The following is a 16,230-nucleotide window of genomic DNA, read 5'->3' on the forward strand; positions in this document are numbered from 1 at the left end:
GCGTGGCCTGGCACCGCATCTGGTCGGCCAACGCATCCATGGCGTCATCCTGCGGCGTCCCGACCTGCGCTGGCCCATCCCAGAACAGATCGAGCACTTGTTGCCCGGCGCGATCATCACCGATGTGCGTCGCCGGGCCAAATACCTGTTGATCGATACCGATGCCGGCGGCAGCGCGCTGCTGCATCTTGGAATGTCCGGAAGTCTGCGCGTATTACCCGGCGATACGCCGCCGCGAGCGCACGATCATGTGGATATAAGCCTGCAGAATGGCCGTGTCCTGCGCTTCAACGATCCGCGTCGGTTCGGTTGCCTGCTATGGCAGAACAATGCACGCGTGCATGATCTGCTGGCAGCACTTGGCCCGGAACCATTATCGGATACATTTACTGGCGATTATCTGCATGCGCTGGCGCGTGGCCGGCGCGCGGCGGTGAAAACCTTTCTGATGGATCAGGCTGTTGTCGTCGGCGTGGGAAACATCTATGCGGCAGAAAGCCTGCATCGTGCGGGAATCAGCCCATTACGCGAAGCCGGGAAGGTGTCATTGGGACGTTATCGGCGCCTGGCTGCGGCAGTGAAAGACATCCTCGGCTACGCCATCCAGCGCGGCGGAACCACGCTGCGTGATTTCATCAGCCCGGACGGGGCGCCCGGTTACTTCGAGCAGGAACTCACGGTGTATGGGCGCGAGGGTGAAACCTGCAAGCAGTGTGGACGCGTGTTGAAACACGCCACGATCGGGCAACGCGCGACGGTGTGGTGCAGCAATTGCCAGCGTTGAATGCCGGCCACGTGACCCACACTGATCGAAACACCAACCTCCAGTTCTGGATCAGTGACGACCGCTGGCCAGTAGCCCTCGGATAACAGCAAACGGCGCGCTTGGAGCCGCAGTGGCCGATGCTTGATGGTGCGTTGCCGTGCATCGCGCCACAATCGTGACGTCCTGCGATTGGAGTCGTCCATGCCTGCCTCACTGCGCTACTTTATGCCGATCGTGCTTGTGGGTGCATCAGCGTTGCCGCTGGCAACAGGCGCATGCGCGGATGAGCTTGCGTCCAACACCAAACCTGCAGTTGAGCGCATCCAGTTGCACAACGGGGTTGTTGAACTCAGTGCTACGCCCGCGTTCGGTGGGCGCGTGCTGTCCTTCAATTTGCGTGGACACCCCAACGTGTTGAAGACGGGTGAGGCGGTTGATCAGCAGCCCGCGCCAGAAGTATCCGCGACTGCCGGCGATATCCCGTACCTCGGCCACGATGTCTGGGTGGGGCCGCAGAGTCAGTGGTGGATGCACCAACAGGTCAACCCGACACGCAAGGCGACCACCGCGGTTTGGCCACCGGATCCGTATCTGTCGTTGGCAACCACACGTGCAGTCACACGTAGTGGCGATCAACTGATCCTGGAAGGCGTGCCTAGTCCAGTCACCGGCGTGCAGCTACGCAAGCGGGTGGCTCTTTCATCCACGCGTGCCGATACCGTCGAGGTGGAAGCAATCGCTCGGAATATTCGCAAGGAGCCGATCGCCTGGGATCTGTGGTTCAACACGCGGGTCGCGGCGGGCACGCGTGTATTCGTACCGGTGGCCAATGCAGCTGATATCCGTGTTCAGCCGCCGACCGAGGCCGGCACGGTTGCGCCGACCTACCGGCATCAAGGCGGTGTGTTTGCATTGCGTGCCGATGCACGACAGGACGGGCTGATTCAGCGCGGCAAAGTGTTGTTGCAGCCTTCGGCAGGCTGGATGGCGGGGTTTGCGGGCGACCAGGTGCTGGTGATCCGCTTTGCGCATCAGCCGCTGTCTGCGATCCATCCGGAGCAAGGGCAGGTGGAGCTGTACCTGGACGCGCCGCCGCAGCACCCCGAGCGCGGACTGCTGGAAATGGAAGTGCACGCACCGTACCGGCAGCTGGCGCCGGGCGAGCGCATGCAGGCGAGCGAGCAATGGACCTTGCTGCGCTACACCGGACCCGACGCGCAGCAGGCGCAACAACAGTTCCTGTGCAGCAAGGCGCAGGAGCTGCAGCTGACCAATGCGTGTGCGCCTTCGTCTGCGGCGCCCTGACCTGCGCATTCACCTGCGTGCCGCGCTGTGGCTATGATGGCGGCCATTCCCTGAGCAGACCGATGCGCATGCAACGACGCCACTTCCTGAAGAATGCCGCCGCCGCATTGGCCGCGCTCGGTTTGCCGGCGCTGCCGCAGTGGGCGTTGGCGGCCAAGGCCGTTGGTCTGCGTCGCCTGGGGCAGCCGCAACCATTCGACTATGGCTGGCTCAAGGGGCAGGCGCGTGCGTTGGCCACGGCGCCTTACAAGAGCCATAAGCAGCTGCTTCCGGGGTCGTTGGAAGCGTTGAACTGGGATCAGTACCAGTCGATCCGCTACCGCCAGGACCATGCGCTATGGGCCGACGGCAATGGCAAGTTCCAGGCGAAGTTCTTCCATCTGGGGCTGTATTTCCACACCCCTGTGCACATCTACGACATCGTCGACGGCCAGGCGCAGCAGCTGGCCTACGACCCGGCGGCGTTCGATTACGGCAGCAGCGGGCTGGGCGGCAAGCAGTTGCCCAAGGACCTGGGCTTCGCCGGCTTCCGTCTCAACACGCGCAAGGACACCGATCGCGATTTCTCGGCCTTCCTGGGTGCGAGCTATTTCCGTGCGGTCGGCAAGGAAGGCCAGTACGGGCAGTCGGCGCGCGGGCTGGCGATCGACACCGGTACCGGCGGGCCGGAGGAGTTCCCGGACTTCATTGCCTATTACCTGGAGCAGCCGGCCGACGATTCGAACACCGTGGTGGTGTACGGGCTACTGGACTCGCCCAGCGTTGCCGGCGCGTATCGTTTCGCCATCACCAATGGCGAGGTGCTGGTGATGGAGATCGACAGCGCGCTCTACCCGCGCAAGACCATCGAACGGCTGGGCATCGGTCCGTGCACCAGCATGTATCAGGTCGGCGAAAACGATCGCCGCATGGACTGGGACTGGCGGCCGGAAATCCACGACACCGATGGCCTGGCGATGTGGACCGGCGGCGGCGAGTGGATCTGGCGGCCGTTGTGCAACCCGCCGCAGCTGCGCTTCAACATGTTCGTCGATGAGAACCCGCGCGGGTTCGGCCTGTTGCAGCGCGATCGCAACTTCGACCATTACCAGGACGACGGCGTGTTCTACGAGAAGCGCCCCTGCCTGTGGGTGGAACCCAAGAGCGGCTGGGGCAAGGGCTCGGTACAGCTGGTCGAGATTCCGACCGTGGACGAAACCTTCGACAACATCGTGGCGTTCTGGAATCCGCAGGACAAGCCGCAGCCGGGGCAGGAGTTGCTGATGGGGTACCGGTTGTATTGGGGCGCGCATCCACCGGCCAGCTCGCCGCTGGCGCATTGCGTGGCCACCCGCACCGGCCTGGGCGGCATCGTCGGGCAGAAGCGCAGCCACTTTTCGTGGCGGTTTGCGGTGGATTTCGCCGGAGGCGAGCTGGCTGCGTTGACCAAGGACCCGAAAGCCAAGGTCGAGGCCATCATCCAGGTGTCGCGTGGCAGCACCGAGATCGTGTCCGCGCGTCCGCTGCATGAGCTCAAGGGCTACCGGGCGATGTTCGACCTGGTGCCGCCGGATGACGGTACCCAGCAGATCGACATCCGTCTGTTCCTGCGCGCCAACGGCAAGCCGCTGACCGAAACCTGGCTGTACCAGTGGACGCCGCCACCGGCGAGCGAGCGCAAGGTCTACTAGCGCACAGGCACGTCGCGCGCCCGATAAGGTGCGCGATTGTCAGGCAGGTGCGGATGTTGCAGTGACGACAGGCCGCGGATTTCGAATGTCGAGCGTGGCTGCGTTGCAGCCGCATAGTCGATGATGCGTCGCCCAGGCGCCGCGGACTCAGGCCGACGTCGAGCTGTTGACCAACTGCATGCGCGCACGCGGGCGCACGCAGGCCAGATCCACCCGGAAGCAGGTGCCGTCCTTGTCGCTGAGGATACGCAGTTCGCCCTGATGGGCGCGGGCGATCTGGGCGGCCATATGCAGGCCCAGATCCACTTCGGGCAAGGCGCGTCCGCCGGTATGCACGTGGGTGGAGGCGTGCAGCACGTCGAGCCGGCGCGGATCGATCCCGTCCAGATTGCAGACCTCGATGCGCAGGCGGCCCTGCTCGGTGACCGCGATCGCCTTGATCAGCGAGCTCTGTTGTCCCTGTACCACGGCGTTGATCATCAGGCTGCCGAACATCTGCGCCAGGCGCACCGCATCGCCATGCACCGGCTCGTCGATGGCCACATGCGTGGACAGCACCTGGTTCGGGTACGCGGCACGGGTTTCGTCCACAACCTGGGACAAGGCATCGAGCAGATCGCTGCCATTGCCGTAATCCAGTTGCAGCCAGTCGCGTTCGATACCGTGCGCGAAATCGCTGGCAAAGTCGATCAGTTCTTCCATGCGCCGCAGGCTGCGCTGCATCGACCGGATCGCACCGCCCTGGCGTTGGTTGAGCGGGTCGATCGCCAGCATGTCCACCACCGCATGCATGGACTGCAGCGGGTTGCGCAGATCATGGCCGAGGATGCCGATGAATTCTTCGCGCAGGCGGGCGGAGGCGCCGATACGCCCCAGCTCGCGGCGCGCACGCCGCGATTCCTGCGCGCTCTCTTCGGCGCGTTGTTCGGCCTGGATCTGCGCTGCCAGCAGTTGCGCTAGCAGCTCGACCTTTTCCACCATCGGCGCATCCATGACGCGCGGCAGGGGGTCCAGCGCGCACAAGGTGCCGAACACGCTGCCGTCGTCGAACTTGATCGGCACCGAGACATAGCTTTCGAAGCCGTACAGCTGCGGCGTGGGGTGGTCGCGGAAGACCGGGTGCTCGGAGGCATGGCCGAACCACAACGCGTTGCCCTGGGTGCGCACGCTGTCGCAGAAGGTGGTGACCAGGGGCAGCTCGTCACCCGGCGCCAGGCCGAACGACAGGTCGTCACGGACCTGGCAGGTGATCCAGCGCGTATCGGTCACGCGCGCAACGGCAGCGAACCCCATGCCGGTCAGACGGGTGAGAATGGTCAGGACATCGGGCACCGACGATAGCCGGCCAACGCGCGCGACATCTGCGCGTAACTCGGGGGGAAGCGGATCCATGGGTGCCTCCCGACAAGTGGATGGTCGCCATTTTACAGGACTGCCGTGCCCCTGGTTGCGCGTGGACCGCTGCAACGGCATGGCAACGATACGCTTGTTGCTGTGTGGCGGACATACGGCCGATAGCAAATGCCCGCAAGGGTTAGTGACGCATCACAAGCAGCATGCCGGAACCGCGTGCTGGCGAGATTGCGGCTGAATTCTTCAGCCGGTCACCACGCGGGTTACCTGTCCGACGAGCCCGCTGGCGGCAGCGGCAGCGCGATCTGCAGCGGGTCGATGCGGCCTTCGCCACGCATGATCTTCTTGAACTCGGCGCGGCTGACCGACACGTAGCGTTCGTTGCCGCCGATCTCCACCTGCGGGCCGTCCTGCACCGCGTGCCCCTGTGCGTCCACGCGCACTGTCATGGTGGCCTTGCTGCCGCTGTGGCAGATGGTCTTGATCTCCTCCAGCTCGTCGGCCCAGGCCAGCAGAAACTGGCTGCCCTCGAACAGCTCGCCGCGGAAGTCGGTGCGCAGGCCGTAACACAGCACCGGAACACGCAGACGGTCGACCACCTCGCTCAGCTGCCAGACCTGGCCACGGTTGAGGAACTGCGCTTCGTCTACCAGCACGCAATGCAGCGCGCCCTCGGCCTGGATGTCGCGTTCGATCAGCTGCTGCAACTCGGTGCCGCGATCGAAGGTGCGCCCGTCCGCGCGCAGGCCGATCCGCGAGGCCACCACGCCGCTGCCGGCGCGGTGATCGAGCTTGGGCGTGAGGATCAAGGTGCGCATGCCGCGTTCGCGGTAGTTGTGCGCCGACTGCAGCAAGGTGGTGGTCTTGCCGGCATTCATTGCCGAGTAGTAGAAGTAGAGCTTGGCCATCGGTGGATTTTAGCGGGCCGGGCGGCTTGCGGTGACAGCCATCTGCATGAACCGGCGGCGCAGGCCTGCCCGACGCGGCGCCGGTACAATGGCCTGCTCTGTTGGAAGCCTCTATGCACGGTCTCAATCCCCCGCAAAGCGCCGCAGTGCTGCACTGCGAAGGTCCCTTGTTGGTGCTGGCCGGTGCCGGCAGCGGCAAGACGCGCGTGATCGTGGAGAAGATCGCGCACCTGATCGCCACTGGCCGCTACCCGGCCAAGCGCATCGCGGCGATCACCTTTACCAACAAGTCGGCCAAGGAAATGCGCGAGCGTGTGGCCAAGCGCATCCGTGGCGATGGCGCCGATGGCCTGACCATCTGCACCTTCCACGCGCTGGGACTGAAGTTCCTGCAGATCGAGCACGCCGCTGCCGGCTTGAAGCGCGGCTTTTCGATCTTCGATTCCGACGATGCCGCCGCCCAGATCAAGGACCTGATGCACGGCGCCAAGCCCGATGCGATCGAGGATGCCAAGAACCTGATTTCGCGCGCCAAGAATGCCGGCCTGTCCCCCGAGCAGGCGATGGCGGCGGCACGCAGCAATCGCGAAAAGGAAGCCGCCAGCCTGTACGAGCGCTATCAGGCGCGGCTGACCACCTTCAACGCGGTGGACTTCGACGATCTGATCCGCCTGCCTGTGCAGATCCTGGAGGCCAACGAAGAGATCGTGATGGGCTGGCGCGAGCGCATCGGCTACCTGCTGGTGGACGAGTGCCAGGACACCAACGATGCACAGTACCGCCTGCTGAAAATGCTGGCCGGGCCGCGCGGCAACTTCACCTGCGTGGGCGACGACGATCAGAGCATCTACGCCTGGCGGGGTGCCAATCCGGAAAACCTGCAGCAGATGGGCCGCGATTATCCGGCGCTGCAAATCATCAAGCTGGAACAGAACTACCGTTGCTCCAACCGCGTGCTGCGTGCGGCCAATGCCTTGATCGCACACAACCCGCACGAGCACTTGAAGACGCTGTGGAGCGACCAGGCCGACGGCGAGCGCATCCGTGTGTGGGAATGCCGCGATAGCGAGCACGAAGCGGAAAAGGTCGCCGCTGAGATCTCGTTCCTGGGTACCGCCAAGCAGGTGCCGTGGAGCGATTTCTGCATCCTGTTTCGCGGCAATTTCCAATCGCGGCCACTGGAAAAGGCGCTGCAGCTGCTGCGCGTGCCGTATCACCTGACCGGCGGCACTGCGTTTCTGGAGCGGCAGGAAGTCAAGGACGTGCTGTCGTGGTTGCGGCTGATCGTCAACCCCGAAGATGACGCGGCGTTTTTGCGCGCGGTGCAGTCGCCAAAGCGCGAGGTCGGTGCGACCTCGCTGGCGCGGCTGGCCGAGCTTGCCAGTGCGAAGTCGGTGCCGATGTCGCGCGCGGCCGAGTCGATGGGCGCGCTGCAGCACCTGCCGCCGCGTGCGGCCAATGGCCTGAGTGCGTTCACCGATATCCTGCGCGATATGCGCGAGCATTCGGCCAGGCTGCCGGCGGGGGAGCTGGTACGCATGCTGGCCGACAAATCCGGCCTGCTCAACGACCTGCGCAACCAGTCCAAGGACGAAACCGGCTTCCAGCGGCGCAAGCGCAATCTGGACGAGCTGGCAGAGTGGTTCGAAGGCGGCCCGCGTGGTGCAAGTGCCAGCGATCTGGCCGCGCAGCTGGCGTTGTTGTCGCGCAACGACAAGGACGATGGCGGCAACCAGGTACGCATGATGACCATGCACGCGTCCAAGGGCCTGGAATTCCGTTACGTGTTCATCGTCGGCTGCGAAGACGGCGTGCTGCCGCATGAAGTGAGCCTGGAAGAAGGCAACCTGCAGGAAGAGCGCCGCCTGCTGTATGTGGGCATCACCCGTGCCAAGGAGCAGCTGTGGATGAGCCACAGCAAATTGACGCGCAAGTTCGGCGAGCATGTGCGGCTCAAGCCCAGCCGCTTCTTCGATGAGATCCCGGCCGAAGAATTGCAGCGCGATGGCGCCGACCCGGTGGCCGATGCCGAGCGCAAGAAAGAGCGCGCCAGCGCGGGCTTGGCGGCGATCCAGGCGTTGTTCGACTAGCGGTTGTTGCGTACCGCGCAGGCTTGCCAGCGACACGCCTGCACGGCAGTCTGGTTTGCCCTGATGCCGGAGTGCGCCGTGACTGTCGTGATCGAAACCCCGCGTTTGCGCCTGCGTACGTTGGATCCCGAGCGCGATGCCGATGCAGTGCTGACGCTGGTCAACGACCCCGGTTTCATCGCCGGCATCAACGACCGCGGTGTGCGCACCCGCGAGCAGGCGCGTGACCATCTGCGTGAGTGGGCGCAGGCGCACCAGGAAAAATACGGCTTTGCGCACTGGGCGGTGGAGACGCGCGCCGAAGGGGCGTTTGCCGGCACATTGGGGTTGTTGTGCCGCGATACCCTGCCGATGCCGCATATCGGCTTTGCACTGCTGCCCGAGCACCGCGGCAAGGGCTATGTCAGCGAGGCCGGGCGCGCAGTGCTGGACCATGCGCGCGATGTGCTGGGGTTGCCGCAGTTGTGCGCGATCGTGTCGCCGGACAATGCCGATTCGATTCGCGCGCTGGAAAAACTCGGATTGCAGCGGCAAGGTCTGCGCGTGTTGAGCCAGGAGGACCACCCGGTGCTGTATTACACGATCGCGCTCGCTCCGGCCGACATGGACAGCCGGGCAGGCCTGCGGCACCCTGGCGGCGACTCTCACCGCTGAACGCGGCCGACACAACGCAGCAAACAGTCGTCAGCGTGGCGGGCACGGCGCGCAGGCGCTTCGGTGGACGAGCGGCGTAGCGACTCCGCACCGCACCTGCCTGGCGATGAGCGCCGTCGTTGTGTCCGTCGCCCCAACAAGGACACTTGCATGCCATTGCTGGTCAACGCCTATTCCACGCTGCGCGAGCCGTTGTGGCCGGATTTCCTGCCGCGCGCCGCCGTGCAGCACCGTGACCACGCCGATCCGGAATTGGCCACGCATCTGCATGGCTTCGTCGGCTACGTGAGTCAGGCCGGCGACGGCCAGATGACCCAGCCGCGCTATCACCTGATGCGGCATGTGCAGCGGGTGCGTCAGCATTTCACTTTCGAGGTCGACGATGCGGCGTTCGGGGAATTGGCGCAGTGGGCCGAGCAGGCCAACGCAGTGTGTTTCCTGGCCGACGGCAGCGTGCGCGATCCGCACGGGCGGGTGCTGATCAGCCAGGGCGAGCCGGCGATCGATGAGCAGGCGCAGGTGCCGTATCCGCCGGATGCCTTGCAGCGGCGTGCGCAGCAACTCGCGCAGTTGACCGCGCAAGGCATCCGCGTGCCCCCCAGCCTGCCGCCGGTGCCTGGCGAGGCCGAAGCGCGGGTGCGCGATGCGGCGGCGGTGACGCAGCGCATGCTGGCGTTGTTTGCGGTGGCCTTGCGCGCGGAGATGCTGGCCTCCGGCGATACGCCACCGGCGTTGGAAGCGATGGACGCCCGCCTGCCCGGTGTGGCGGCGGCACTGTCGCCGCAGGAGCGCGCCTTTTTTGCCCAGCCCGTGCCGGAGCCGCAGCAGCTCGCCAACTTCGGCTGGCGCTACGAGAGCCTGGCCGTGCTGCAGTGGGCCCTGGGGCTGGCCGAGGCGCTGCCGGAGCCGACCAGCCTGTGCGATGTGCCTCTGGCTGCCCAGCGCGCGCTGGAGCATGCTGAGGCCGCGACGCGGCCGTTGCTGACGCTACGGCCGGTGCCCGAACTGCTGGATGCGCTGGACCGGCACTTGCGCCTGCATTGGGCGGTGCGTCAGGCCGGCCAGAGCGAGCAACCGCCACCGGCCGGCATCGTGCCGGGCGTGGTCTACGAGCGTCATTACACCCTCAACTGGCTGCTGCACTTCGAAGACGCCGACTGGGACGAGGTGGATACGCCGACCTGAGCGGAGCGGGCACCGCTGCGACGTTGGTGCTGCCAAGCCCCTCAGCGGCGTGCATCCGCATGGCGTCGTGGCGCGGTGGGATCTTGCGCGCTAGCCGAGGAAGGACAGGGCGTGGGTCAGCGAGCGGTCGGTCTGCAGATCCAGCAGGCGGCCGTGTGCGTCATGCAACAGCAGGTGGCCGGGCTGCTCGCGCACCTTGACCGCGATGCCCGCAGGCCAGTCCAGCGACGCCACGATGCCGCCGTCATGGTGGCGCACCAGGAAATAGCGCGCGCCGTGCGGCCAATGCAGGCCAACCAGGAATCCCAGTTCAAGCGCCACCACGCTCGATCCATCCGGCGCGCCGGATGCGTCGCTGCGGTGATGCAACCGGCACTGACGGGCGTTGCCGAGGTGCTGGTAGTGCAGGCAGATGTCGCCATCGGGATCGGTGCGCACATCCGCTTGCTGCACGCTGCCGAGCCGATGCGCGAGCACTGGCGTTTGCGGGTCCACGCGCAGGGGATCGCGCGCCTTGAGGCGTCTCTCGGGCAGGCTGTAGGTCCAGTCCTCCAGCTGCTCGCGGGCCTGCACCAGATACACCTCGCAATCGCTGAAGAATCCCGCCGCAATCACCGGGCCAGGCAGATCGCCGACATGCCACAGCACGCTGTGCAGATCCTTGTCGGTATCGACGACCAGTAGCCGGTTGTCGACCACGATGCTCCAGCCGATTCCGCTGTAGCTGGGCGCGGCGTATTGCAGCGCGATCTGGCCAAGGTCGCGCATCGCGTGGGTGATCAGATCCAGCCGATGGACGGTGGACACGCGCTCGCGGGGGGCGATTGCCAGGGCGACCTGTCCGCTATCGGCGATGACGACTCCGAATGCAGGCGCCGGGTAGCGCCGCAGCAGGCGCCCGTGCGCGTCCACCACCGCCGCACCGGCTTCGCCCAGGGCCAGCAGATAGCGGCGATCCGGGAGTGCGGCCACGTCGTGGATGGCCGCCAGGCCGGCCTGCGGTGCCTGCAGGTGCACGGTGGTGGCGCCCTCCCATAGCCTGGATTGGCTGGTCGCGGCGCGTGGTTTGAAGGCTGGGATATCGGCGCTGAGCAGGGGGTCCTTGGCCAGCTTCAGCAGCGTGGTCAGATCGCCGACGGACAGGCTGTTCCGTGCGAACGCATGATCGGCGGCGATCGCCGGCAGCAGCTGCCGCGCCAGCTGTTGCAGCGAGCGGTTGGGGGAAGCATCCACCAGCAGCGCCGCTGCCATTTCACTGCGCGGTGCGGCGTCGGCGGTGGGGTCTGCAAGCGCGGCGATGCGCTCGGCATAGTGTTCCAGCGTGTCCGGCAACAGCTGCGCGCGCTTGACCAGGGCGCGTGCGCGCAGCGTGCTGCCGGCCTGTTCGGCGGCCAGCAGCCACTGCGCGGCCTGATTGCGCGCCGCGTGCAATGGCCACACCGCGTCCACGGCGGCCAGCCAGTCGCCGGCCTGCACCAGTGCCTGGCCCCATTCCAGCCGCAGCGCGTCGGCCAGTGCGCGGTCGGTGCCGTGCAGCAGTCGGATTGCCGCGGCGAAGGCGCCATCGCGGCGCGCGACCTGCACGGCACGTGCATGATCGCCGGCCAGCATCAGCAGCCGGATGATCATCGCCGCCGGCATGTCCCAGCCCAGCGCCAGCTCTGCGGCCTGTGTGTAACGGGCGTGCTTGACCAGATAGTCGAGCGCCTCGTGGCGCGCATTGAGCAATTCGGCCAGGACGAACACCGCACGATCGATCTGCCCCTCGCGGTCCAGGCGCGCGAAGGCGCTGCGATAGGTCGCGCGCAGATGCGCCTGCAGGTCTTCGCCCAGACCGATGCGGGTGCCGGCGCCGCGCGTGCGCGACAAGCTCAGGTCGCTGCGCCGCTGTGGCACCCCGAACGCCTGCCCCAAGGACTCGCCCACGCCATCGAGCGGCAGCGCATTGCGCAAGGCTTCGTCCAGATCGCCGTTCTCGAACTGGCGCAGCATCCGGCGCATGTAGGCACCCTGGCGATGTCCGACCAGGCCGGCCAGCCGCGAGGCAACCAGTGCGCGGGCAAGCCGCGTGCGCCAGGCCGAGACCGCTGCTGCGTCCCGGCGTGCCGGCACGTGCGTGCGCTGCCCGGTGGCTGCGGATCGGTTCGATGCCGGCGCATGCGCGCTGCCCAGCGTGCGCTGAGCGCGCGCCAGCAGGCGTTGCCACAGCGTGCTGTTCTGCACCTCGGGGCGCTGCGTCTTCAGCGCGCGGAGGAACGCATCGCGCTCTGCGCTGGCTGGCGGGACGGCATCGCCCAGCAGTTGCCGCAGCGGTTTGCCGCGCAGCCGGTCCACCTCCAGCGGTGGCGCGCTCGGGCTGCAGTCGTAGGGCGTGTGCAGCGGGTAGCCGGTCATGTCGATCGCCTCGGCAGGATCCAGCGGTAGCGCCTGGTGCCACTGCAGCGCGATCACCTGGGCGCCATGTACCAGACCGATATCGGCGGGGGGCAACTGCGCCGCCTCGGCGGCGGTCAACGCGCCGGAAAACAGGCCGCCATGCGCCTGGCACAGCGCCAGGCCGGGCGCCTGCTCGCAGACCAGCGCACGCGGCGCGGCGAAGCACAGCACATCGCCGTCGGCGAAGCGCAGCGCCCGGCTGCCCGGTTGCCAGGCGCGTACGAGCCTGGCCAGGCGTTGCTCCGGGCCGAGCCACGCCGCCGAGAACCACAACGCCGACACCATCTGGCTGCCGTGCCATAGCGGGTACCGCACGCTGCCGCCAGCGTTGTCCGTGCGCGCGGGGCTAGTCATGGCCGGGTTGCTCTGCCTGGCCTTGCACCACCATCAACGGGGTCAGCCCGCCATCGCCCAGGATCCAGGCCTGCCCCTGCAGGGTGACCAGGGCGACCCGCGCGCCATCGCTGGACACCGCCGCAGCGCTGATCTCGCTGGCGGCGCGATGCAGTGTCCGGCGCCCGGTGGCGCCGATGGCGAGCAGTGCGCGACGATCGGCGCGCAGCACCAGCAGCAGGCTGTGTTGCGGCGCGTCGGGGTCGCCGATCAGGCCGATCGCCCTGTCGCCGGACGCCACGATCGCCTCGAATTCCTGGAAGCCATCGGCCGGCCCCCCGTGCAGTACCCGGTAGGCCAGCGAGCGGTCGCCGCCGGCCTGGCGGCTTGCCAGTTCCAGGGCGATGGCGCCACGCCATTGGCCCTCCTGGACCAGGTTGCGCAGCAACACGACCGGCGGACGCGACCCCAGCGCCCGCTGCAGGACGAGGTCCTGCTTGCCGGTGCGATGCAGGCGCAGCAGCCGCAGTTCGCCCGCGACATGGGTGGCGTAGACCGCGTGCTCGGCATCGCCTTGCGCCAGCGCCACCACCTGCCCGGCGATCTCGCTGCCGTGCGCAACCCGCTGCCGCTGGGCGCTATCGCGCGTCCACGACATCAGCCGGCCGTGCTGGTCCCACAGCAGGAACCGCTGCGGCTGGCCGCCGCTGTTGAGCCACACGCACGGACGCAGCCGCACCTGGCCGGGTACGGGACAGATGCTCTGACCGCCAGCCTCGATGGAGCGGGGCATGCCATCGAGATTCCAGCACTCGGCCTGCTGACCGATCGCGACGATGCCGCCCACGTGCTTGTTCTGCGCCGCAAGGCACAGCAGCTGTCCGCCCTGCGTCCATTGGTGATAGCGCGGCGCCCCCCGTTTGACGCTGTCGGCGGGCTGCACCTTCACCATCGCGCTGCGGTAGCCGTCTGCCAGCAGCAACGCGACATGGCTGCCGTCCGGGCTGAACAGCGGTGCGTGGCGCAGCGAGAACTTGCCCTTGACCACGTGTTTTGCGGCGTCGGCCTCGGCGGGGCGTTGGGTGTCGATGAAGTGCCCGCGCAGCAGCTGCGTGGCGGCCATGCTGGCAGGCACCGGCAACAGGCTGCTGCGGGTGCCGTGGCGCGTCTGCAGCCCCACCTGCAGATGCGCATCGGCTGCAGGCGCGATGCTGGCCTGGTGGTGGAACGGTGCTGCGCGCACCGGTTGCGCACCGATCCACCAGCACTCGCTGGTGGTCGGCGTGGCGGTTGCCAACTGCGTGGCCCAGGCGTGCGCGTGCTGCGTGCCGGTCGCCTCGAAGGTGCGGCCCTGCAGCAGCTGTTGCAGCCGGGCGGGGCTGTCGGCGTCGTGCAGCTCGCCGGGCAGATGCGCCAGGCCCCAGACCAGGCGCGCATTGGCCGCCTGCGCACGGCGTGCCAGCAGGATCCACAACGCGATCTGTGCCAGGCGCGGTGCGCCCCATTGCGCCGGGCCGGCATCGAAGATCGCCACCAGGCGCGCATCGCGCGTGCGGGTCTGCATCCGGGGCACCAGGAACAGGTGCTCGGCGTGTGCGGCGCGGCGCAGGAATTCCTCCGGCAGTGCGTCTGCCAGGGCCCACTCGCTCAGCAGCAGGTGCTCGTAGCTGCCGCGCCGACGCAGATCGTCGATGCCGTCCGGCTCGCTGTCGCCGTCTTGGCGGCGCAGGCGACTGGTGCGGCCGAGCAAGGGGTCCAGGCGCACCAACCAGGGACCGAGCTGGGCGGCGATCTGCGGGTCGAACCAGTCCAGCCACAGCCGCCAGGGCTGTAACGGTGCAGGCATCTGCAGCACGGCGCTCACGCGGCCTCCCAGCGCTGACGGATCTGCGCCACGACCTCGGCACGCGCCGGCAGCAACCGATGCAGCGGCAGCACCAGTGCCGGTGAGCGCAGCAGCAACAGCGGCTGCGCCCCGTGCTGGCGGCGCAGCGCACGCTCCAGCAGTTCCAGCGGCAGGTCGGGACGTTCGGCGGTGGGCAACCACAGGCCGGTGGTGTCCGCGCGCGGCGCCACGTACTGCACGCCGTCGGCCCAGGGGAGCTGCGGCGCAGGGCCGGTCAGCAGCAAGGCCTGCGCGGTGGCGGTGACCAGCAAGCCCGCGCCGTCGGACAAGCGCGCCCATGCCGCCAGCAACCCGCGTGCGGCATCGCCCACGCCGATCACCCCCTGCGGGGCGACCGGCACCGGCCCGTCCTGCCACGACCAGTTCACGCGCCGCTGCCGATCTGCTCGATCAGGCGCGTGCGTTCGTGGGCCAGCTCGGCCGGCAGCGAGGCTGCGGTGAAGTTGGCATCGATCTCGCGCAGCAAGGCTTCGGCCATGGTGCGCACGGCGGGATTGTGCTGATCCTGCAGGCAGCACTGGGCGGCCTCCACTAGCCGGGCAGTGCGCGAGAGCGGTTGCAGGGCGGCCTGTTCGACGGCCGCGCGCAAGGTGGGATTGGTGGCTGCGGCCAGGGTGCCGCGCAGCAGGTCGCGTGCGCTGGCTTGCTGCTCGCGGGTCGGCAGCACATAGAACAGCGGCCACAGATCGGCTTCGCTGGCCTGGGTGCGTCCGGCCAGCACGCAGGCGGCGGCGATCAGCCGCTGGGTCTTGACCAGGCGACGGTCCGACAGCTGCACGCCTGCGCCGCGCAATGTCCGGATCGCTGCGGCGAGCGCCGTGCGTGCGCCATCCATGTCCACCGCACGTGCCTGTTCGCACAACAGGTCCAGGTCGGCCAGCCCGGCGACCGGGTGCAGCGGCGCACGCTCGACCTGCCATCCGCCGGACAGCAGCGCTTCGAGCTGATGGTCCGCCACCGGGTCGACGAACAGATGCAGCAGGAAGCGGTCGCTGAAGGCCGCCAGCGCATCGTCGTCCGGCAGCGCGTTGGCCGCGCCCACGCACAGGCGCAACGGGCAGTGCAGGTCGGTCTGGCCACGCCGGAAGCGGCGTTCGTTGAGCAGCCCGAGCAAGGTGTTGAGGATGGCGGTGGAACCCAGGAAGACTTCGTCGAGGAAGGCGATGTCCGCCTCGGGCAACATCCCGGTCACGTCGATCTGCACGCTGCCCTCGCGCAATTTGCGCAGGTCCACCGGGCCGAACAACTCTGCCGGTTCGGTGAAGCGGCCCAGCAGATATTCGAAATAGCGACCGCCCAGTGCGGCGGCGACGCGCCGCACGACCGCGCTCTTGGCGGTGCCCGGCGGGCCGATGATCAGCAGATGTTCCTGCGCCACCGCTGCGAGCACGATCAATTCGGCCAGCTGATCGCGCTCGATCAATCCGGTCGTGGCGGCCTGGACGGTGGCGCGAATGCGCGCGGCGGCGGGATGGGCGTGCATGCGATCGGTCCTTCGAGCAAAACGTGCGGCGCGGTGCAGGCACCGGCGACCGCCTGTGGAACGGGTGATGAAGCGGTGGCGCATGGCATTAACGAGGCTGCCACGAGCGTGCGGGTATCCTGTGCGCTCACCGAGCCAGGG

The 16,230-nt window shown here is 67.5% G+C and carries 12 protein-coding genes; 6 read left to right on the forward strand and 6 right to left on the reverse strand.

What is annotated here, in order from left to right; genetic code table 11:
* From mutM to FHT09_RS19460, 3 genes are all read left to right on the forward strand, one after another.
* Positions 1–784 (forward strand): bifunctional DNA-formamidopyrimidine glycosylase/DNA-(apurinic or apyrimidinic site) lyase (gene mutM, locus FHT09_RS19450; protein ID WP_184417088.1); only part of this gene is annotated, 784 nt, incomplete at its 5' end.
* Between the two features lie 183 nt (positions 785–967).
* Positions 968–2,071: a DUF4380 domain-containing protein gene (locus FHT09_RS19455; RefSeq protein WP_104607415.1), complete on the forward strand. Its 1,104-nt coding sequence runs from the start codon at positions 968–970 to the stop codon at positions 2,069–2,071.
* A gap of 68 nt (positions 2,072–2,139) precedes the next feature.
* Positions 2,140–3,741, forward strand: coding sequence for a glucan biosynthesis protein D (locus FHT09_RS19460; protein WP_104607417.1), 1,602 nt, complete (start codon positions 2,140–2,142; stop codon positions 3,739–3,741).
* Positions 3,742–3,888: 147 nt separating this feature from the next.
* On the opposite strand, the gene FHT09_RS19465 is transcribed toward FHT09_RS19460, so the two are convergent.
* Positions 3,889–5,133 carry a GAF domain-containing sensor histidine kinase gene (locus FHT09_RS19465; RefSeq protein WP_104537763.1) on the reverse strand — a complete coding sequence of 415 codons (1,245 nt, stop codon included), beginning with the start codon at positions 5,131–5,133 and terminating at the stop codon, positions 3,889–3,891.
* 224 nt (positions 5,134–5,357) lie between these two features.
* Positions 5,358–6,002, reverse strand: coding sequence for a thymidine kinase (locus tag FHT09_RS19470; RefSeq protein WP_104607414.1), 645 nt, complete (start codon positions 6,000–6,002; stop codon positions 5,358–5,360).
* 113 nt (positions 6,003–6,115) lie between these two features.
* Between FHT09_RS19470 and rep the strand changes: the two genes are divergently transcribed.
* The 3 genes from rep (at position 6,116) to FHT09_RS19485 (ending at position 9,931) form a co-directional block, all read left to right on the forward strand.
* Positions 6,116–8,092: a DNA helicase Rep gene (rep, locus tag FHT09_RS19475; protein WP_104607413.1), complete on the forward strand. Its 1,977-nt coding sequence runs from the start codon at positions 6,116–6,118 to the stop codon at positions 8,090–8,092.
* A gap of 63 nt (positions 8,093–8,155) precedes the next feature.
* Positions 8,156–8,746, forward strand: a complete 591-nt coding sequence (locus tag FHT09_RS19480) for a GNAT family N-acetyltransferase (protein ID WP_065048643.1) — start codon at positions 8,156–8,158, stop codon at positions 8,744–8,746.
* Between the two features lie 150 nt (positions 8,747–8,896).
* Positions 8,897–9,931, forward strand: coding sequence for a DUF4272 domain-containing protein (locus tag FHT09_RS19485; protein ID WP_104607412.1), 1,035 nt, complete (start codon positions 8,897–8,899; stop codon positions 9,929–9,931).
* A 90-nt stretch (positions 9,932–10,021) separates the two neighbouring features.
* Here FHT09_RS19485 and FHT09_RS19490 read toward each other — a convergent pair whose 3' ends face one another.
* Genes FHT09_RS19490 through FHT09_RS19505 form a run of 4 tightly spaced genes read right to left on the reverse strand, consistent with a single transcriptional unit; the run spans position 10,022 to position 16,089 of the window.
* Entirely contained in the window at positions 10,022–12,721 is a 2,700-nt protein-coding gene (locus FHT09_RS19490; protein WP_184417090.1) for a bpX6 domain-containing protein, read from the reverse strand.
* The gene (locus FHT09_RS19495) at positions 12,714–14,564 is read right to left on the reverse strand and encodes a hypothetical protein (RefSeq protein WP_104607410.1); all 1,851 of its coding nucleotides are present in this window, start codon (positions 14,562–14,564) and stop codon (positions 12,714–12,716) included. The genes FHT09_RS19490 and FHT09_RS19495 overlap by 8 nt, the downstream gene beginning before the upstream one ends.
* Positions 14,561–14,974, reverse strand: a complete 414-nt coding sequence (locus tag FHT09_RS19500; RefSeq protein ID WP_104607409.1) for a hypothetical protein — start codon at positions 14,972–14,974, stop codon at positions 14,561–14,563. The genes FHT09_RS19495 and FHT09_RS19500 overlap by 4 nt, the downstream gene beginning before the upstream one ends.
* The gene (locus FHT09_RS19505) at positions 14,971–16,089 is read right to left on the reverse strand and encodes an AAA family ATPase (RefSeq protein ID WP_039520911.1); all 1,119 of its coding nucleotides are present in this window, start codon (positions 16,087–16,089) and stop codon (positions 14,971–14,973) included. The genes FHT09_RS19500 and FHT09_RS19505 overlap by 4 nt, the downstream gene beginning before the upstream one ends.
* Positions 16,090–16,230: the final 141 nt, after the last annotated feature.

Source organism: Xanthomonas sp. CFBP 8152 (assembly GCF_014199025.1).
GTDB classification, from domain to species: Bacteria; Pseudomonadota; Gammaproteobacteria; order Xanthomonadales; family Xanthomonadaceae; genus Xanthomonas; species Xanthomonas arboricola_B.